Annotated in this window: 18 protein-coding genes and 3 tRNA genes; 10 read left to right on the top strand and 11 right to left on the bottom strand. The window is 63.2% G+C overall.

From position 1 onward, the window contains the following. Positions 1-276: 276 nt before the first annotated feature. From tuf to FP2506_RS05105, 3 genes are all read right to left on the bottom strand, one after another. Positions 277-1,452, bottom strand: a complete 1,176-nt coding sequence (tuf, locus tag FP2506_RS05115) for an elongation factor Tu (protein WP_007066343.1) — start codon at positions 1,450-1,452, stop codon at positions 277-279. 349 nt (positions 1,453-1,801) lie between these two features. After that, positions 1,802-1,875 (bottom strand) — tRNA-Gly (locus FP2506_RS05110). 22 nt (positions 1,876-1,897) lie between these two features. Continuing rightward, positions 1,898-1,982, bottom strand: a tRNA-Tyr gene (locus tag FP2506_RS05105). 197 nt (positions 1,983-2,179) lie between these two features. Between FP2506_RS05105 and rlmB the strand changes: the two genes are divergently transcribed. Next, complete coding sequence (gene rlmB / locus FP2506_RS05100; RefSeq protein ID WP_040488917.1) at positions 2,180-2,995, top strand: 23S rRNA (guanosine(2251)-2'-O)-methyltransferase RlmB; 816 nt, start codon at positions 2,180-2,182, stop codon at positions 2,993-2,995. Positions 2,996-3,052: 57 nt separating this feature from the next. On the opposite strand, the gene FP2506_RS05095 is transcribed toward rlmB, so the two are convergent. Beyond that, positions 3,053-3,640, bottom strand: a complete 588-nt coding sequence (locus FP2506_RS05095) for a GcrA family cell cycle regulator (protein WP_040489429.1) — start codon at positions 3,638-3,640, stop codon at positions 3,053-3,055. A 273-nt stretch (positions 3,641-3,913) separates the two neighbouring features. Then, complete coding sequence (locus tag FP2506_RS05090; RefSeq protein ID WP_007066340.1) at positions 3,914-4,336, bottom strand: VOC family protein; 423 nt, start codon at positions 4,334-4,336, stop codon at positions 3,914-3,916. A gap of 201 nt (positions 4,337-4,537) precedes the next feature. Here FP2506_RS05090 and FP2506_RS05085 point away from each other — a divergent pair, with 201 nt between their 5' ends. From FP2506_RS05085 to FP2506_RS05075, 3 genes are read left to right on the top strand one after another with little or no spacing between them, the layout of a single operon-like run. Beyond that, positions 4,538-5,752: an aspartate aminotransferase family protein gene (locus tag FP2506_RS05085; protein ID WP_007066339.1), complete on the top strand. Its 1,215-nt coding sequence runs from the start codon at positions 4,538-4,540 to the stop codon at positions 5,750-5,752. Between the two features lie 18 nt (positions 5,753-5,770). Then, positions 5,771-6,706: an ornithine carbamoyltransferase gene (gene argF, locus FP2506_RS05080; protein WP_040488915.1), complete on the top strand. Its 936-nt coding sequence runs from the start codon at positions 5,771-5,773 to the stop codon at positions 6,704-6,706. 13 nt (positions 6,707-6,719) lie between these two features. Beyond that, on the top strand, positions 6,720-7,730 hold the full coding sequence (locus FP2506_RS05075) for an Hsp33 family molecular chaperone (protein WP_007066337.1): 1,011 nt from the start codon (positions 6,720-6,722) through the stop codon (positions 7,728-7,730). Between the two features lie 45 nt (positions 7,731-7,775). On the opposite strand, the gene apaG is transcribed toward FP2506_RS05075, so the two are convergent. After that, complete coding sequence (gene apaG / locus FP2506_RS05070; protein WP_007066336.1) at positions 7,776-8,171, bottom strand: Co2+/Mg2+ efflux protein ApaG; 396 nt, start codon at positions 8,169-8,171, stop codon at positions 7,776-7,778. Positions 8,172-8,351: 180 nt separating this feature from the next. Between apaG and FP2506_RS05065 the strand changes: the two genes are divergently transcribed. Together FP2506_RS05065 and FP2506_RS17900 are read left to right on the top strand one after the other, a co-directional pair. Continuing rightward, positions 8,352-8,960 carry a CDP-alcohol phosphatidyltransferase family protein gene (locus FP2506_RS05065; RefSeq protein ID WP_007066335.1) on the top strand — a complete coding sequence of 203 codons (609 nt, stop codon included), beginning with the start codon at positions 8,352-8,354 and terminating at the stop codon, positions 8,958-8,960. A gap of 81 nt (positions 8,961-9,041) precedes the next feature. After that, positions 9,042-10,217: an extensin family protein gene (locus FP2506_RS17900; RefSeq protein ID WP_007066334.1), complete on the top strand. Its 1,176-nt coding sequence runs from the start codon at positions 9,042-9,044 to the stop codon at positions 10,215-10,217. A 38-nt stretch (positions 10,218-10,255) separates the two neighbouring features. Here the strand turns inward: FP2506_RS17900 and FP2506_RS05055 are convergent, their stop codons facing one another. After that, positions 10,256-11,155: a LysR substrate-binding domain-containing protein gene (locus tag FP2506_RS05055; protein ID WP_007066333.1), complete on the bottom strand. Its 900-nt coding sequence runs from the start codon at positions 11,153-11,155 to the stop codon at positions 10,256-10,258. A gap of 135 nt (positions 11,156-11,290) precedes the next feature. Between FP2506_RS05055 and FP2506_RS05050 the strand changes: the two genes are divergently transcribed. Both FP2506_RS05050 and FP2506_RS05045 read left to right on the top strand, forming a co-directional pair. Then, entirely contained in the window at positions 11,291-11,515 is a 225-nt protein-coding gene (locus FP2506_RS05050; RefSeq protein ID WP_007066332.1) for a hypothetical protein, read from the top strand. 136 nt (positions 11,516-11,651) lie between these two features. Beyond that, a tRNA-Met gene (locus FP2506_RS05045) sits at positions 11,652-11,728 on the top strand. A 178-nt stretch (positions 11,729-11,906) separates the two neighbouring features. Here the strand turns inward: FP2506_RS05045 and FP2506_RS05040 are convergent. From FP2506_RS05040 to FP2506_RS05025, 4 genes are all read right to left on the bottom strand, one after another. After that, positions 11,907-12,503: a pyridoxamine 5'-phosphate oxidase family protein gene (locus FP2506_RS05040; RefSeq protein ID WP_007066331.1), complete on the bottom strand. Its 597-nt coding sequence runs from the start codon at positions 12,501-12,503 to the stop codon at positions 11,907-11,909. Positions 12,504-12,639: 136 nt separating this feature from the next. Next, a complete protein-coding gene (locus FP2506_RS05035) occupies positions 12,640-13,386 on the bottom strand; it encodes an endonuclease/exonuclease/phosphatase family protein (RefSeq protein WP_007066330.1) in 747 nt (248 codons plus the stop codon). Continuing rightward, positions 13,373-14,707 (bottom strand): NAD(P)H-dependent oxidoreductase, encoded by a 1,335-nt coding sequence (locus FP2506_RS05030; protein WP_007066329.1) that lies wholly within the window; start codon positions 14,705-14,707, stop codon positions 13,373-13,375. Before FP2506_RS05030 ends, FP2506_RS05035 begins: the two co-directional genes overlap by 14 nt. A 35-nt stretch (positions 14,708-14,742) precedes the next feature. Next, positions 14,743-15,378, bottom strand: a complete 636-nt coding sequence (locus FP2506_RS05025; protein ID WP_007066328.1) for a sugar transferase — start codon at positions 15,376-15,378, stop codon at positions 14,743-14,745. A 94-nt stretch (positions 15,379-15,472) separates the two neighbouring features. Here FP2506_RS05025 and FP2506_RS05020 point away from each other — a divergent pair, with 94 nt between their 5' ends. Further along, complete coding sequence (locus FP2506_RS05020) at positions 15,473-16,399, top strand: NAD-dependent epimerase/dehydratase family protein (RefSeq protein ID WP_187289021.1); 927 nt, start codon at positions 15,473-15,475, stop codon at positions 16,397-16,399. 58 nt (positions 16,400-16,457) lie between these two features. Continuing rightward, positions 16,458-16,646, top strand: a complete 189-nt coding sequence (locus FP2506_RS17895) for a hypothetical protein (protein WP_007066326.1) — start codon at positions 16,458-16,460, stop codon at positions 16,644-16,646. The last annotated feature ends 65 nt before the right edge of the window (positions 16,647-16,711 follow it).

Genomic DNA, 16,711 nt, shown 5'->3' with positions numbered 1-16,711 from the left:
CTTCCATGGCAGGCATTCGGCCCCCGCATTCGCAATTATCGAATAACATGCGCATCCTGAAATCCGGGTGGCGCATGCGCTCTCAAACGGCTGACAGATCGAGCAGAACGTGCGGCGGCGACAACTGCCTGCGATGTCACTCGGATGTCGTAAAATACCGCATCAGGGATCGGCGCGTCGAAAAGAAGGCAAGGCTCAAAACAAATAAGAGCGGAACCTCAATGGCCCCGCTCCTGATTTCGAACCGTTTGTCCGGCGTGCGCCGGCCGTAAGGCCTTACTCGACGATGCTCGCGACGATACCGGCGCCGACGGTGCGGCCGCCTTCGCGGATCGCGAAGCGGAGCTTTTCCTCCATCGCGATCGGAACGATCAGCGTCACGTCCATCGTCACGTTGTCGCCCGGCATCACCATCTCGGTGCCCTCGGGCAGCGTGCAGACACCCGTCACGTCCGTCGTGCGGAAGTAGAACTGCGGGCGGTAGTTCGTGAAGAACGGCGTATGACGGCCGCCCTCGTCCTTGGTCAGGATGTAGGCCTCGGCCTTGAACTTCGTGTGCGGCTTCACCGAACCCGGCTTGCACAGAACCTGACCGCGCTCGACGCCCTCGCGGTCGATGCCGCGGATCAGCGCGCCGATGTTGTCGCCCGCCTGGCCCTGGTCCAGAAGCTTGCGGAACATCTCGACGCCGGTCACCGTCGTCTTCTTGGTGTCCTTGATGCCGACGATCTCGACTTCCTCGCCGACCTTCACAACACCGCGCTCGACGCGGCCCGTGACGACCGTACCGCGGCCCGAGATCGAGAACACGTCCTCGATCGGCATCAGGAACGGCTGGTCGACCGGACGCGCAGGCGTCGGAATGTACTCGTCGACCTGAGCCATCAGCGCCTTGATCGCCTCTTCGCCGATCTCCGGGTTGTTGCCTTCCAGAGCCGCAAGAGCCGAGCCCTTGACGATCGGAATGTCGTCGCCCGGGAACTCGTAAGAACTCAGAAGCTCGCGGACCTCCAGTTCGACCAGTTCCAGAAGCTCCTCGTCGTCGACCTGATCGACCTTGTTGAGGAACACCACGATCGCCGGAACGCCGACCTGGCGGGCGAGCAGGATGTGCTCGCGGGTCTGCGGCATCGGGCCGTCGGCCGCCGAGCAGACGAGGATCGCGCCGTCCATCTGGGCCGCGCCCGTGATCATGTTCTTCACGTAGTCGGCATGGCCCGGGCAGTCGACATGGGCATAGTGACGGGCCGATGTCTCGTATTCCACATGCGCCGTCGAGATCGTGATGCCGCGCGCCTTCTCCTCCGGCGCAGCGTCGATCTGGTCATAGGCGCGGAAATCGCCGAAATACTTCGTGATCGCAGCCGTCAAAGTCGTCTTGCCATGGTCAACATGACCAATCGTCCCGATGTTTACATGCGGCTTGTTGCGCTCGAATTTGCTCTTGGCCATGGGGCTCTCCGCTGCCTTCTTTCTTGATTGGCGGGCTCAAAGTCCGGGCGCGATGTAAAGCCACGACGACGAAAGGGCAAGAGGAACGGTTCTCGTAAGCGCTTAATCGAATGCCGGCGATAAACCTTTGAGCGTGGTAGCGAATACGAAACAAAGCGCACGGGGATCGCTCATGACGTGCTCGAACACGACAGTGACAAGGCACGAGAGCCTGATCTTCATCTTGGCGGAGTTTGGAATGTTGCGGCGCGATCCACCTTAGGACAGTCGGACCGCAACAGACGCGCGAAGGCTTGGGACCTAACGTCACTCGGATCGAAAACGATCGCATTGTAGTATCGAGAGTTTTTGGAGCGGGTAGCGGGAATCGAACCCGCGTATTCAGCTTGGAAGGCTGCTGCTCTACCATTGAGCTATACCCGCGGAACCGGTCGTTTGGCGGCGGTGGTGGAGGGGGCTGGATTCGAACCAGCGTACGCATAGCGAACGGATTTACAGTCCGTCTCCTTTAACCACTCGGACACCCCTCCGAGCCGCCGTTTCGATCTCTGACGGCCAGACATCGAACCGGTAATGCGAACAGCAGCGCCGTCCGCATTCGGATGGCGTTATGGTCGGACACCGCCTCTCTGTCAACGGCCATGCGCGTCAAAACCGGACGGATTTCAGATGCGCTTCCCGGCCCCGCGAGTTGTCGCCCGCCACCCGCTCAGATAAGGCAGGCCCCATGACGAGCGATCAGCCTTCCCACACGCCCCGGGACACCCATTACGCCAATCTGCGCAGGGCGCATCGCGACCGCAAGCGCGAGCTCAAGCCGAATGCGCCGGAGCCACTGCTGCTCTATGGTCTGCACACGGTGGCGGCGGCGCTCCAAAACCCCGATCGCATCCGTCACCGGCTCCTCATAACCCGCAACGCACGCGCACGTCTGGAACTCGACGACGCCGAAATCGACTGCCCCATCGAGCAGGTCGAACCGAAAGATCTCGATAGGTTGCTCGGCGGCGAGGCCGTTCATCAGGGAGCCTGTCTCGAAACCGAACCGCTCGAGCCACTGCGGCTCGATGCGTTGGGCGATGCCACGTTGCTCCTTGTGCTCGATCAGGTCACCGATCCGCACAATGTCGGCGCGATCCTTCGCTCGGCGACCGCATTTGCCGCCGACGGCCTCATCACCACGTCGCGCCATTCGCCTCGCGAGAGCGGCGTCCTCGCTAAGGCAGCCTCGGGCGCTCTGGAGCACGTCAGGCAGATCGAGGTCCGAAACCTCGCCGAGACCTTGGAAAGGCTCTCGAAGCTCGGCTTCCGGACGATCGGCCTGGACTCAGAAGGCGAGAGCGACTTCGAACAGGCGATCGAAGGCGAGAAAATCGCCGTCGTCCTTGGCGCGGAAGGCAAGGGTCTGCGACAGAAGACGCGCGCCACCTGCGACGTCCTTGCCCGGCTCGAAATGCCGGGCGCCATCCACTCGCTCAACGTCTCGAACGCGGCCGCTGTTGCGCTCTATGCGATCCGCCGACGGCTGCCCGGCGGCGGCTGAAGACCCGGTCCCACCCTGCCGACCGCAGCATCCCGGAGTCCGGCTTCACGATCCAGATCAGCGGACCCGGCGCCGGTCGACGGCCTGGAAAGCCAGCTTGGCGTGGAATTCACAATAAGGCGAGGAATCGCGCGAAGAATTGCCGCAAAAGTGGAAGTCGTCGTGCATCGGGTCGCCGACTGGCCATTTGCAGGTCCGCTCGGTCAACTGCACCAGAGTCAGCTTGCGCGCGATCGGAACGACCTCACCGGTCTTCGCATCGGTGCGGGTTTCGAGAGCGGCCTCGTAGTCTTCTTCCTCGTCCGGCTCCAGCTTGAGCGCGGTCGCGCCGAAGGATTGCGGGCGCGGCGCGGAAGAGGCGGCGGTCGCAGCTGCGGCGAAACGGCCGGCGACGACGGTCTCCTCGCGCACCTCCATCTGCGGCTGTGCGACCGTCTCTACCGGCGTTCCCACCGGTTCGGCCTCGACAGGAGCTGCCTCGGCGGGCATTGCCGTCTTGCCCCGGGATTCCAGCTTCAGCCGATGCACCTTGCCGATGACGGCATTGCGGGTCACGCCACCGAGCTTATCGGCAATCTGGCTCGCGCTCAGTCCTTCGGTCCAGAGTTGCTTGAGGGTGCTGACGCGCTCGTCGGTCCAGCTCATGAAATTCGTCCTTTCGCCGCTTTCGACCGCATTCCAGACAGGCCGGCGCATTGGGACATGCACCACGCATACAGCATCTGGAAGTTCAGCCGAGCTTCACTACGAAATCTAGTGTCGTTGCGTACAATCTATAATGCTGACGAATCGGGTGACAAGGGAAACGGCTGTTCTGAGGCTCGCCTGCGATGCTTTTCCCCAACCTTTGCATCCCGGCAACACCTTCGCACCAGCTTCATGTGCAGTCCGATCAAGCCGTTGGCGGCGCTTGCCGCTCTATTTGGCCGCGAATGTCACGGAGCCGTCGGCGCCGATTGGCCAGACCGGATTGAATGCAATCTCCCAGATATGACCGTCGGGATCGGCGACATAGCCGCGGAGCCCGCCATGCGGCGGTGCATCGGCCGGCCGCAACAACTGCCCGCCGGCAGCCACCAGCCGTTCCATCAGCGGCGCGACCTCGGTCTCAGCGCGGACGTTGTGCGCCAGCGCCATCGAACCCGGCCGGGAGGTGACGGCAACGCCTACATCCTCCTGAAGATTCTGGACAAGCCAAGTTGCCAGAACGAAGCCGTTCATTTGGTAGAAGATGATCTCAGGATTGCGGAAAACCGGCGCCCAGCCGAAGCCTTCACCGTAGAACCGTGCCGATGCTTCGAGGTCGCCAATTCCCAGCGTGATGACCGCGACCTGCTGCATGCTGCTCTCCCGGCGCTCGCGAAGTCCCTTCGATTGCCCGTCAGGAACGCCTCTCGTTGACAAAAACGACCGTTCACGTGGTATAGGCCAAATGCATCACCGGGTGCGACCTGGTTCTCTAAAGCCTGCCCTTCGCGGCGGGCTTATCGCTTTTGGAGGACCGGTTCGCCCGACATCTTTCATCGAGACCCTGTCGACATCATGCCGTCTTCACCCGCAGAGACTTCGTCTTCGATCTATCCGACCTACAACCGCGCGCCGATCTCTTTCGAGTCCGGCGAAGGCGTCTGGCTGAAGGCGAACGACGGCAAACGATATCTCGACTGCGCAGGCGGCATCGCGGTGAACGCTCTCGGCCATGCCCATCCGCATCTCGTCGACGCGCTGAAGAGTCAGGCGGAGAAGCTCTGGCACGTCTCCAACCTTTTCGAGATCCCTGGCCAGAAGCGGCTGGCAGACCGGCTTTGTCAGGCGACCTTCGCCGATCGGGTGTTCTTTACGAATTCCGGCGCCGAGGCGCTCGAATGCGCGATCAAGACAGCGCGGCGCTTTCATCATGTCAACGGCGCGCCAGAACGGGTGAACATCCTCACCTTCGAAGGCGCCTTCCACGGCCGAACCCTGGCAACCATCGCTGCCGGTGGGCAGGCGAAATATCTCGAAGGTTTTGGGCCGAAAGCGCCCGGCTTCATGTCGCTGCCCTTCGGCGATCACGACGCTCTGCGGATGGCGGCCGCAGAGCCGGACGTCGCGGCGATCCTGGTCGAGCCTGTGCAGGGAGAAGGCGGAGTCCGCAAACTTCCTCTGCCCTGCCTCACCGGTTTGCGCGAACTCTGCGACGAACGCGGCATTCTACTTATCTATGACGAAGTGCAGACCGGCATCGGTCGCACGGGGCGCTTCTTCGCCCACCAGAACGCCGGCGGCGCCGAGCCTGACATCCTTGCGACAGCGAAGGGCATCGGCGGCGGTTTCCCGCTCGGGGCTTGCCTTGCGACGGAGGCTGCTGGTTCGGCAATGACGCCCGGCACCCACGGCACGACCTATGGCGGCAATCCGCTGGCCATGGCGGTCGGAAATGCGGTTCTCGACATTGTTCTCGACGAAGGCTTTCTCGAAGGCGTCCGCGACAAGGCGATCCTGTTCAAGCAGTCGCTCGAATCGTTGAAGGACCGCTTTCCGGATGTCCTCGAAGAGGTGCGCGGCACAGGCCTTCTCATCGGCCTCAAGACTGTATGCCCGAACACAGAGGCCGTTGCGGCTCTACGAACCGAGGGTCTCCTCACGGTTCCCGCCGGCGACAACGTCGTGCGCTTGTTGCCGCCGCTGACCATTACGTCGGAGGAAATTCGCGAGGCCGTGCAGCGTCTCGAAAACGCCTTCGCCGCCCTTTCCGAGAACAAGAAGAGCGCCTGAGCGCCGCACGATTCGAAAATGAGCCCAGTGAAGCACTTCCTCGATATCGCTGCCGTCGATAGCAGCGACCTTCGGACCATCATCGCCGACGCGATGCATCGCAAGACGCTCGACGGGCGGCAAGCCAAACCGCTCGAAGGCAAGGTCCTGGCGATGATCTTCGACAAGCCTTCGACCCGAACCCGTGTCTCTTTCGACGTCGGTATGCGTCAGCTCGGCGGAGAGACGCTGTTTCTCTCGGGCACCGAGATGCAACTTGGCCGCTCCGAGACGATCGCCGACACGGCCAAGGTCATGTCACGTTATGTCGACGCGATCATGATCAGAACCACCGAACATGCGCGGCTTCTGGAGCTTGCCGAAAGCGCGACGGTGCCCGTCATCAACGGCCTCACCGACGATACGCATCCCTGCCAGATCATGGCCGACATCCTCACTTTCGAGGAGAAGCGCGGCCCTGTAAAAGGCAAGACCTTCGCTTGGGTCGGTGACGGGAACAACGTCACCGCATCGTGGATCGAAGCGGCTGCCCGGTTCGAGTTCAAGATGACCATCGCAACCCCGGAAGGCTCGGAAGCTGATGCACGCTTCGTCACCTGGGCTCGAAACGAGGGCGCCGAAATCCTAACTACGACCGACCCGGTCGAAGCGGTGAACGGTGCGGACTGCGTGATCACCGATACCTGGGTATCCATGGGCCGCGAAGCTCAGGCGCGCGGCCATAACGTGTTCATGCCCTATCAGGTCAACGAGAACCTGATGCGTCATGCGAAATCCGAAGCTCTTTTCATGCATTGCCTCCCGGCGCATCGCGGCGAGGAGGTCACCGATGGCGTCATGGATGGGCCGCAATCGGTGGTCTTCGATGAGGCTGAAAACCGTCTACATGCGCAGAAGTCTATCATCGCATGGGTATTCGGATCGCTTCAGGACGGCAAATTGGGGCTCGCATAGGAGGCCTGACCTTATGGCAGATCAGGAAACCACGCTCTCCGAGATTACATTCGCTGGCGACGACGCCGTCGTGCCGTTCCACGTCGAGCCGCTCGATGCACGCGGCCGCGCCGTACAGCTCGGTCCTATGCTCGACAGCATCCTCGAGCGGCACGACTATCCCGAGCCGGTCGCGCGTTTGCTCGCCGAGGCGATTGTGCTCACGGTTCTTCTCGGCACCTCGTTGAAATTCGACGGCAAGTTCATTGCCCAGACCCAGACGGACGGCGCGGTCGACCTCCTCGTGGTCGACTTCACGACGCCCTCCTCCGTGCGCGCATACGCCCGTTACAACGAGGATAAGTTCGCAGCGGCGATCGAGAGCGGCGCGACGTCACCTGAGGCACTGCTTGGCCAGGGTATCCTCGCGCTCACCGTCGATCAGGGCGAATATACTCAGCGCTATCAGGGCATCGTCGAATTGAACGGCGCGTCGATGGAAGAGGTGGCCGAATCCTATTTCCGCCAGTCCGAGCAGATCCCGACTACGGTGAAGCTCGCCGTCGCGCGCATCGCACGGCGCGGCGAGAACGGTTTCACCGAAACCTGGCGCGCTGGCGGCATGGTCGTCCAGTTCCTCCCGGAAGCGCCGGAGCGGATGCGTATGCCCGATCTGCCGGGCGGTGATGCACCTGAAGGCAGCGACGAGATCGGCGGCACCATCGAGTTCGACGATACATGGCTCGAAACCCGCGCCCTCGTCGACACGGTCGATGCGTCGGAACTCACGGATCCGGAGATCGGCGTCGAGCGGCTACTCTATCGTTTGTTCCACGAGCGCGGCGTGCGTGTATTCCCCGCCAACGACGTGGTCGACGACTGTTCCTGCTCGCGCGAACGTATCCGCACGGTACTCGAAAGCTTCTCTGAAGAGGAGTTCAAAGAGAGCATCGAACACGGAAAGATCGAGGTCACCTGTGAGTTCTGCTCCTCGGAATACGTTTTCGATCCAGCGGAATTCGAGAATCAGTCCAAATCTGCATAACCCAGGTAAACTGCAGGGCACGGACCACATCGCATTCGTGCTCTTTCAGTTCAGCGTCCGCCGACCCTTTTGCGGCAGGTCCAGCGAAAAGGCCGGCACGTCGACCTTGAAGCGCTGCCCCTCGCTGTCACGCATACCGTAATGACCCTGCATGATGCCGGAAGGCGTCGGCAGCGGGCAGCCGGAGGTATAGGTGTAACTGTCGCCCGGTGCTATGACTGGCTGATCGCCGACGACGCCGGGCCCAGCAACCTCCTGTACGTTTCCGTTCGCATCGGTGATCCGCCAAAAGCGATCGATCAGTTGCACCGTCTCTTCGCCAAGGTTCTCGATCGAGATCGTATAGGCCCAGACATAGCGCCCCTCGCTAGGCTCGGATTGTTCGGCCAGGTAATGCGGTGTCACAGATACAAGAATGTCGTCGGTTCTGAGCTGATACATTGGTCCGTTCGTGCGGGCGCGTGTGAGCCTGTTCGTTTGGTTCTCGCAGATAGAGGCTTTGGCAGCACTGGCGACCCGTCGTCTCCTGCTCAAGCCACCGGTTCTGGACAGGGCGGATGACGCCGGTGCGCGGCTCGGGCTAGGATCAACGCCACCACGACACGCGGATCTCGAAGACCCATGCTCGACGCTACTCTGCGCAAACGAATCGACCCGGTCATCGACAGCCTCGCTACTCGGCTCGTTGCGTTCGGCGCGACTGCGAACGCGGTCACGCTGGTTGGGCTGGCGGTCGGCCTCGTTGCCGCAGTGCTCATCGCTTCGGAACATTACATCGCCGGTCTCGTCGTTGGCGGCATTTCGCGCCTCTGCGACGGTCTGGACGGCGCCGTCGCACGGCTGACCCGCAAGACCGATTTCGGCGGCATGCTCGACATCGTCCTCGACTTCGTCTTCTACGGCGCGATCCCGCTCGCTTTCGTCGTCGCCGATCCGGGGCAGAACGCGGTCGCCGGTGCAGTGCTGCTCCTCACCTTTTACGCCAATGGAGGCAGCGTCCTCGCGCTCGCCTTAATGCTCGAAAAGCAGGGAAAGGCCGACGAAGCCGCCCGCGGCGGCAAGGCGCTCGCCTTCACCGAAGGGCTGATGGAAGGTTCCGAAACCTTCCTCTTCTTCGCGCTTTTCTGCCTGTTTCCGGGCTTTTTCCCACAGCTCGCCGCCCTGTTCGCGCTGCTCACCGCTGTCACCTTCCTCGCCCGCCTTTTCAGGGCCCGGCGGGTGCTCGACTGAGCTTCTGCTCAGCTAAGTGCCGCAAAACCAACATCAATTGATCGGAGCTTTCAGTCATCGATCAACGGGACCGATCCCATCATGCGCCTCATCCTGCCGTCTCTCATGCTCTGCTTCGCACTCGCCGGAGGAAGCTTCGCTCAAGACGCAGGCGAGACCGTCCCGCGCCCCGAGGCGCGCCCCGACGAGGCGGCTGACCTCGCAAACACCGAGGAGACCACCTCCACTCCTGCCGCTGCCGATCCGCGATCGGTCAACGAGGCAAACAGCCGCGCCGCGAACGGCACGGAGATCGAGGTTGACGGTGCCCCGGCGAGCCCGGCAACGACTGCGGCCGATCCCACAAGCGCACCGGCAGATCCAGATCCAGAAACGCCATCCACATCGCCTGCAGCCGCGCTTCCGGCAATCGACCCGGCCAGCTCCGCAGAAACTGAAGCGACCGAACGCGACACCACCGACTCACCAACGACACCACAGTCCGAGACCTCGGGCGACGACGCTGCGACGCCGGTCGAAACGCCAGAGGCAACCTCAGTCGATTCGGACGCCGTGCCGCTGCCGGAAGCCCGTCCCGACGAACCGGCTTCTGGACCAACTCCCTCGCCGACAGTGTCGGACGCATCCGCAGCGCCGTCGCCGCGCGACGCCCTGCCCAGCCCATCCGAATCAAAGCTCCAGCCGGTCTCTCCCGCCGCCGCCGTTCGCGCCGCCAAAGCGCTCCTTGCGTCCGAAGCTTGCGAGGCGCGACTGACAGAGCTCGGTGTCACCTTCGAAACTGGCACTTCAATCAACTCTGGCAGCTGCGGAGTCCTGCGCCCGGTCTCCGTCTCGGCGCTCTCGAACGGTGTCGAGGTACGAACCCAGAACCGCATGTGGTGTCCGGTTGTCGATGCCCTGGAAGATTGGATCACCGACGCCGTCGCCCCCGCAGCGAGCGAGTACCTTCCCGATCGCACACTCACCGGTATCGCGCGCGTATCGACCTATGTCTGCCGCAATCGCGGATCGGGCGAAAAGATCTCCGAACACGCTCGCGGCGCCGCGATCGACATCGGCGCCTTCGTTTTCGAGGACGGTGAAGTCGCTGTCTCCGCCGCCGACCCGAATTCGCCTGAAGGCCGTTTCCTAGATGCGGTTCGCGCCGCCGCATGTGGGCCGTTCACGACGGTGCTCGGGCCCGGCACGGACGCCGACCACGCCAACCACTTCCACTTCGATCTCGCCGCCCGATCCAGCGGCCCCTATTGCCGCTGAAGCTCCGCCCGGTCGGCTTCGAAAGTCGAAGGTCGATGTCAGGCCGCGGTCAGCGGGCTCGTATCCGACCAGGTCCCATCCGCAAAACTATTGGCAACGACCTCGGCCAGCGCCTCGACCGCCTCGCTCGGATCTTCTCGCTTCAGGAGCGCCACCTCATAGCGCGCGAGCGGCGGCAGCCCTTCGTCCACACCCAGCCGGCGCAGCGGCGGCGCCACGTGGCTTTCCGGCAGGACAGCGATGGCGAGGTCGGCGAGGACGGCCGCGATCTGCGGCTGGGTATGTTCGCTGGAATAGGCGATCCGGAAGCTCCGTCCGGCCTTTTCGAGAGCCTTCAGGGCACGCTCGCGCCAGGCGCAGCCGGTGCGGGCAAGTGCCAACGGCAGCGGTTCGCGCTCGACGGCATAACCGTGCTTCAGCCCGGCCCAGACCAGTTCCTCGGTATGGATCACCTTGTAGTCGCGCGCGCCATAGTGCTCGCACGAGACCACCGCGAGATCGAGCCGCCCATCATCGAGCAGCCGGCGCAGTTCGTCGCTGGTGCGCAGGCGCACGTCGATCTCGACCTGCGGATGGGTGGCGGCAAAGCGCTGAAGGATCTGCGGGATCGCGATATGGCCGATATCGTCCGGCGCGCCGAACACGATCCGGCCCTCCATCGAACTGGTGGCGAAATGCGCGATTGCCTCGGCGTTGAGCGCGAGCATACGCCGCGCATAGCCGCAGAGCACGTCGCCATCGGGCGTCGGCGTCACCGAACGTCCGTGGCGTGTAAAGAGTTCGCGTTCGAGTACGGTCTCGAGCTTTTTCACCTGCACGCTGACCGCCGAGGGCGTTCGCCCTATCCGGTCGGCGGCCCGTGTGAAGCTGTGGGTCTCGTAGATCGCGACGAGGGTCTGTGCGACCTCGGTCTCGATGACGAAGCTGGGATGAACCATATTAACTTCCGGTTAACGCCAGAGCTCCTGATGATTGAATTTCATGCATAGGACCTATGCAATCTTTTCGTTGGCTTCAACGAATTGCGACGCCTACATGCGCGTCCAGCAGGCACACAGCTAAGGATTTGGGCGATGTGGTTCAATCATAAGACAGTCATCTTCGGTGGCTCCGCAGCCACCGCTAAAAAACAGGCAAAATCTGGCAGCCGTCCTCGCCAGACAAGCGATCTCGACAAGGAGCAGCTTGCCGATGTCGGGATCGAATCGGAGACTCAAGAGTCGCGTCTCTCGGCCGTGATGAGCAAGTTCATCCACGAGACGCGGTTCACCGGCTATCGCGGCGAAATCGTCGCCTGAGAAGACCGTTCTCCGGGCCCTTGCGCCGAAAAGCCATCGGCCCGGAAATTTCCTGTCATGAGGGGTTCACATTCGTCGAACCCTCGCATAGATAGGGCTCACCGAACGCGGCGAATGCGCCGCCTTTCGGAATTGGCGCGGGGTGGAGCAGTCCGGTAGCTCGTCAGGCTCATAACCTGAAGGTCAGAGGTTCAAATCCTCTCCCCGCAACCAGTTTTCCTCTCAGTTCAGTCATCATCTAATGTTCGTCCGCGCGGTCCGCTGCCGGACAGAAGTGTCGCGACCTCGACGCTCTCTGCTGAGCTGTTCTACGAATTCTTCCCAGTCGACCCCGGCCCATGGACGATGCGGCGTCGCCAGACGTTTCGCAGCCGTAGAGTCGACACGCGCCTCAATAAAGCGTTTCGCGATATCGATCCTCGACATCCGCCTGCTCGATGCTGTCGACGTCGAGGCGCGCGTGGTCGCGAATCATCTCGTTCAGCGTCGCAACCGGCCGGGCCGACGGCCAGGTCTCGGGGTCCCATAGACCGGCCCTCACCGGCGCCTTGCCGCAATGGATGAACACCTCGTCCGCCGCGATCCGCAGCACGGTCTTCGGGTATCGCCCGCGCACGGCGAACCGTCCACAGATGTCCGGATCGTCGAGGATTTCCGCCGTCCCGTTCACGCGCATCGTCTCCGCGACGGTCGGGATCATCAGCACCACGGCGACCTTCGGATGGGCGAGAATATTCATGAGACCGTCAATACGGTTGTTTCCCGGACGATCGGGAATCAGCATCGTCTTGTCCGATTCGATCTCGACGAATCCTGCCGGATCGCCCTTGGGCGAGACGTCGAGGTTCGTCCCGTCCGATGTGGCAAGCACCAGAAAGGTCGCCCGCTCAACGAAGCTTCGGCAGTGCCTGTCGAAAGCCTTGATGACCTTGGTTGCAGCACGCGGTGAGATGTCGCCGTAGAGTGCGCGCAGTTGGTCAGGGGTCATTTGATAGCTCCTTGCCGATGAAGACCGCTTCCGCTGCCGTGGTGGAGGGTTTGTCACGTATCGTCGATACGCACGGGACGGGACTTCTCGGGTTAAAAAACAAAACTGCCCTGTCGCACCCGCCTCGCTATGCACCTCACACGCGAACGTCGATGGAGATCGCGCGATGGTCCGATGCCACTCCGGCGCGCGCGTCGGTCCCGCGAGCGACAATCTCGACATCCTGCGAGGCGTAGAACCGGTCGAGCGGCGCGATCGGAACGCGCTCTGGCCAGGTGCGCGGCGCATGGACCTTCGGCAGGCGGCATGACAGTGTCGAATGTACCCAGCCATTCGGAAACCATTCATTGAGATCGCCGCCGAGAACCGTCGGCAAGTGGTCGATCCCCGTCAGGTGATCCACGATCGTCCGTGCCTGCTTCAGCCGCGTCGTCGGCAGCAGCGCGAGATGGGTGCCGAGCACCCGCAACCGCCGCCCGCCGAGCTCGACGATAGCTTCGATCACCTTGCGGTTCTCGATATCCGGGCCCGGCAGGTCGATGATCCGCGAGCTCGAAACTGGAAATCTCGACCAGAGAAGATTACCAATATCGTCGCTTGGCCAGTCCGCCGTCCGTGCCTCTACGATGTGGCTCGCCCGTTCCTCCGTCTCTCGTGGCAAGCGCTCCCACAGTGCGCCGGTGACGTATTCGAACGCCCCCGCCGCGCGCCCGAACATCGTCCGCCCGTCCACCTCCTGGAGGATGAGGATATCCGGCGCCATCCGCTCGATCTCGGCGATGGTCCGTTCCGGATTGGGCCGTCGCCGCCGTCCGATCGCGCCGTGAATGTTCCAGGAAACGATACGGAGCGTGCCGGGCGGCCTAACGCTAGGCAGGCTCATGCACCCGCGTTCCGGCAAAGCCGTCAGCCTTGTCGAGTTCGTCGCGCATCCGCGTCACCGTTAGGCCGGCATCTGCTTCGCAATTGTCGCGGGTCAGCAACTCGCCGCGCCGCACCGGCTTCAGCACCTTCGAATGCTCGGCCAGCCCCAGCGGCAGCGCGCACTTGTCCCGGCCGTCCTCCCAGGTCATCGCGAAGCCGCGATACTGCGTCTCGCCGATTTTGCCCAGGGTCTCGCCGGGCTGGAGATCGCGTTTGGCGACGGCGCCGCATTCGGCGACCGGGCGGTCGACAGGGATCATGTCCGGCTCGCCCCGCAAGACTGCGCGAATGGCAGACAGCGGCGTTTCGAGGCTCGTCAGATGGAACGGGCGGATGAGACTGAAACACGGGCCCGGCCCGACCTTCAGGTCCGCCATGCGCTCGATCGCACGCGGATGGCGCGGCTTTACGATGCAGAAGACGCCCGGCGCCACACCCTTGCCGATGGTGTAGTCGACGCAGCCGGACTTGGAGAGGATGCCGCCGTCTTCCTTCGTCGCCAGCACCTGACCCAGCGAATCGGCGGTCGCCTCCGGTCCGTGCATGCCGGGTACGTCAGGTACGAGGCCGGTGCAGTTGGCGATCGCCGTCATCTCGACCATGGTCTTCGAGCCGTCGATGAATTCCACCAGCATGCGCGCATTCATGTCCCGTTCGCGCGCCTCGTCTTCATACTGCTCAGGCACCGCGTCGTGGCGCAGCGGATTGTTCTTGCCCTTGCCGGCGGCAATCACCTCCATGCCCAACGTCTGAGCAAAGGAGATCAGTTCGAGCGTCGAAGCCGGCTCGTCGCCGGCCGATCCGGTATAGACGACGCCTGCCGCCTTGGCCTTCCGCGCTAAGAGGCGCCCGACGGTGATATCCGCCTCTACGTTCAGCATGACGATATGCTTGCCGTTGCGGATCGCGGCGAGCGCGAGCCGCGTCCCTACTTCCGGACTTCCAGTCGCATCGACGATCACATCGACGCGCCCTGCCGCGCAGAGGCTTTCGATGTCGCCGGTCACTGCGATCCTGCCCCGCTCGATCGCGGCGTCGATCCTGTCCGGTGTCTCGGCGACGATCCCGTGCCCGTCGTCGAACCCGGCTACGGCAATCGCCTCCATTGGACGCTTCGGCGAGTTCGCTGCGATCGCACCGACCCGGCAGCCTACCATCAGGGCCGTTTGGACGACGATATCGGTCCCCATCTGGCCGGCGCCGGCGAGCCCGATCGTGATCGGACCGTTCGCATCGGCATAGGCGGCAAGTTCGGCGGCAAAGCCGACTCGATCGATCATGAACTGCGTCCTTCGGTCTTGAAAATCAGCATTGTCTAGGGTGCCTCCCCGGGCGTTTCGTTCGTGCGCTTCTCGGCGTTCTGATTTTCGTTCGTATCCTGCGTCGGCATCGCTTCCAGCGCGACCCGGTCGCCGCGGCCCGATCCGAAGACTGTGGCGAGGATCAATTTCATATCCTCGCTGAAACTCTGCTCGCGCGCATATGCGCCGTCTATCGCCGCCAAACGCTCGGGCTCCGACATGTCGATCCCGGCCACTTGGGCCCGGCCCGTGATACCAGGGCGCACATCGAAGGCGCCATGGGTCTCGCGCGCCATGATCAGCATTGTCTGCATTGGCAGGCAGGGGCGCGGGCCTACGAGGCTCATCTCACCTTTCAGAACGTTCCAGAGTTGGGGAAGTTCGTCGAGCTTGTAGCGGCGAAGCTTCGCACCGAGCGGCGTGACGAAGGTCGCCGGCGTATCGTGTGATGCTCCGGCAGGTGTCTCCCGCTTCATCGTACGCAGCTTGTAGCAGGTGAAAGGCTTACGGTAACGCCCGATGCGGGTCTGGCGGAACAGGCCGCCGCCCCCGCTCTCCCGCCTGACGAGGAAGACAAGCAGTCCAATCAGCCATCCGGTGAGGAAGAGCCCGGCACCGCTTGCAAGAATATCGAACGCACGTTTCATCATGGGCGTGCTAGCACGGCTTTGCACCGTTTGCATTCGGTTATCCGCCCCGCAAACCCGAGCCGACAGACGAATGTTCGCGGAAGGAGTGCCCGTCTTGAAAATACTCGTCAGCGGCGCATCCGGTTTCGTCGGTCGCCTCCTCGTTCCAGAGCTCGCGCTCGCCGGCCATCAGGTCATCGCGCTCGTGCGCTCGGGAACTTCGTTACCGGGCAAAGTCGCCGCGCCAACCGATCTGGCGACGCTGCCCGCCGACGCCCTCTCGGGCCATGGCCCGTTCGACGCCGCCATCCACCTCGCGGCGCTCAATCCCGATCGAAGCGAACGCACCTCCCGCGACGAGACCGCCCTTCTTCGTGCCAACCGGGACGGAACGGTGGCCCTTGCCAAGGCTGCTGCCACGGCGAAGATCCCGCATTTCGTCTTCCTGAGTACTGCCAATGTCCATGGTCCCGGAAATGCGCCGATCGTCGAGACGAGCCCGCTTCGGCCGACGACGCCCTATGCGCGCTCGAAAGCCGCCGCCGAGCAAGCGCTTGCAGATGTCGCGGCTGCGACCGGGATCCGGCTCACCGTTCTCCGGCCGGCGCCCGTCTATGGACCGGGCGGGCGTGGCATGATCGCCGCCCTGCAGCGCCTTGCCGCAAGCCGCCTCCCCGTCCCGCTGCCTACTGGCCTCGCCCGGCGCAGCTTCGTGTCCCGCGTGTCGCTCGTCCAGGCGATCGTTGCCGTCATCGCGCGCGAAGCCGAAGCCTCCGAGACCTACGGGGTCGCCGACGAAGCGCCCATGACACCGGAAGAGATCATTGCCGGACTGAGGCGTGCGGAAGGCCGCAGACCTGGCATCCTGCCGCTCCCTACCAGCCTCCTGGCGGTTGCGGCAAAACCGCTCGGCGGCGGGCAAACCCTGCAAAATCTCCAAAAAACCTTCGCAATCGACTGGAGCAAGCTGGCCAGCCAGACCACATGGTCCCCTGAGCCCGATACGATCGCGGCGCTCCTCCGCCGCTCTCCGGCCCTGTGAGCTCCACGACTCTTCGTGGCCCTCGTCCTTTCGATCGTCAACGAGAGATGGAGCGACCATGGTCAGGTCCGCCGGAAGCGGCAATTCGGAGCGCCAGCAGCGTCTCCAGCGGGAACTCAGAACCAACCTGAAGCGACGCCGGGAACAGGCAAAAGCGCGGCGAGATCGGGCGACCTTGATGCAGGACGTCGTGCCCGAACCGCAGTCGGGCGAAAAGATCGCAGACAAGGATGAAGACCGTGGTTGATGCCGCGTTCTAGCCCCGCTGCCTTCAGACGGCGCGGATCGCTCGACTTCAAAGCCCCGGTCACC

It is taken from the genome of Fulvimarina pelagi HTCC2506 (genome assembly GCF_000153705.1).
Taxonomy (GTDB): domain Bacteria; phylum Pseudomonadota; class Alphaproteobacteria; order Rhizobiales; family Rhizobiaceae; genus Fulvimarina; species Fulvimarina pelagi.
The sequence above is the reverse complement of the archived record's forward strand: the minus strand, read 5'-3'. Positions and strand labels throughout refer to the sequence as shown.

What these genes read in the sequence shown, in the direction of transcription:
- tuf (WP_007066343.1), bottom strand. Translation starts at nt 1,452, where the DNA reads ATGGCCAAGAGCAAATTCGAGCGCAACAAGCCGCATGTAAACATCGGG.
- rlmB (WP_040488917.1), top strand. Translation starts at nt 2,180, where the DNA reads ATGACGAGCGATCAGCCTTCCCACACGCCCCGGGACACCCATTACGCC.
- FP2506_RS05095 (WP_040489429.1), bottom strand. Translation starts at nt 3,640, where the DNA reads ATGAGCTGGACCGACGAGCGCGTCAGCACCCTCAAGCAACTCTGGACC.
- FP2506_RS05090 (WP_007066340.1), bottom strand. Translation starts at nt 4,336, where the DNA reads ATGCAGCAGGTCGCGGTCATCACGCTGGGAATTGGCGACCTCGAAGCA.
- FP2506_RS05085 (WP_007066339.1), top strand. Translation starts at nt 4,538, where the DNA reads ATGCCGTCTTCACCCGCAGAGACTTCGTCTTCGATCTATCCGACCTAC.
- argF (WP_040488915.1), top strand. Translation starts at nt 5,771, where the DNA reads ATGAGCCCAGTGAAGCACTTCCTCGATATCGCTGCCGTCGATAGCAGC.
- FP2506_RS05075 (WP_007066337.1), top strand. Translation starts at nt 6,720, where the DNA reads ATGGCAGATCAGGAAACCACGCTCTCCGAGATTACATTCGCTGGCGAC.
- apaG (WP_007066336.1), bottom strand. Translation starts at nt 8,171, where the DNA reads ATGTATCAGCTCAGAACCGACGACATTCTTGTATCTGTGACACCGCAT.
- FP2506_RS05065 (WP_007066335.1), top strand. Translation starts at nt 8,352, where the DNA reads ATGCTCGACGCTACTCTGCGCAAACGAATCGACCCGGTCATCGACAGC.
- FP2506_RS17900 (WP_007066334.1), top strand. Translation starts at nt 9,042, where the DNA reads ATGCGCCTCATCCTGCCGTCTCTCATGCTCTGCTTCGCACTCGCCGGA.
- FP2506_RS05055 (WP_007066333.1), bottom strand. Translation starts at nt 11,155, where the DNA reads ATGGTTCATCCCAGCTTCGTCATCGAGACCGAGGTCGCACAGACCCTC.
- FP2506_RS05050 (WP_007066332.1), top strand. Translation starts at nt 11,291, where the DNA reads ATGTGGTTCAATCATAAGACAGTCATCTTCGGTGGCTCCGCAGCCACC.
- FP2506_RS05040 (WP_007066331.1), bottom strand. Translation starts at nt 12,503, where the DNA reads ATGACCCCTGACCAACTGCGCGCACTCTACGGCGACATCTCACCGCGT.
- FP2506_RS05035 (WP_007066330.1), bottom strand. Translation starts at nt 13,386, where the DNA reads ATGAGCCTGCCTAGCGTTAGGCCGCCCGGCACGCTCCGTATCGTTTCC.
- FP2506_RS05030 (WP_007066329.1), bottom strand. Translation starts at nt 14,707, where the DNA reads ATGATCGATCGAGTCGGCTTTGCCGCCGAACTTGCCGCCTATGCCGAT.
- FP2506_RS05025 (WP_007066328.1), bottom strand. Translation starts at nt 15,378, where the DNA reads ATGATGAAACGTGCGTTCGATATTCTTGCAAGCGGTGCCGGGCTCTTC.
- FP2506_RS17895 (WP_007066326.1), top strand. Translation starts at nt 16,458, where the DNA reads ATGGTCAGGTCCGCCGGAAGCGGCAATTCGGAGCGCCAGCAGCGTCTC.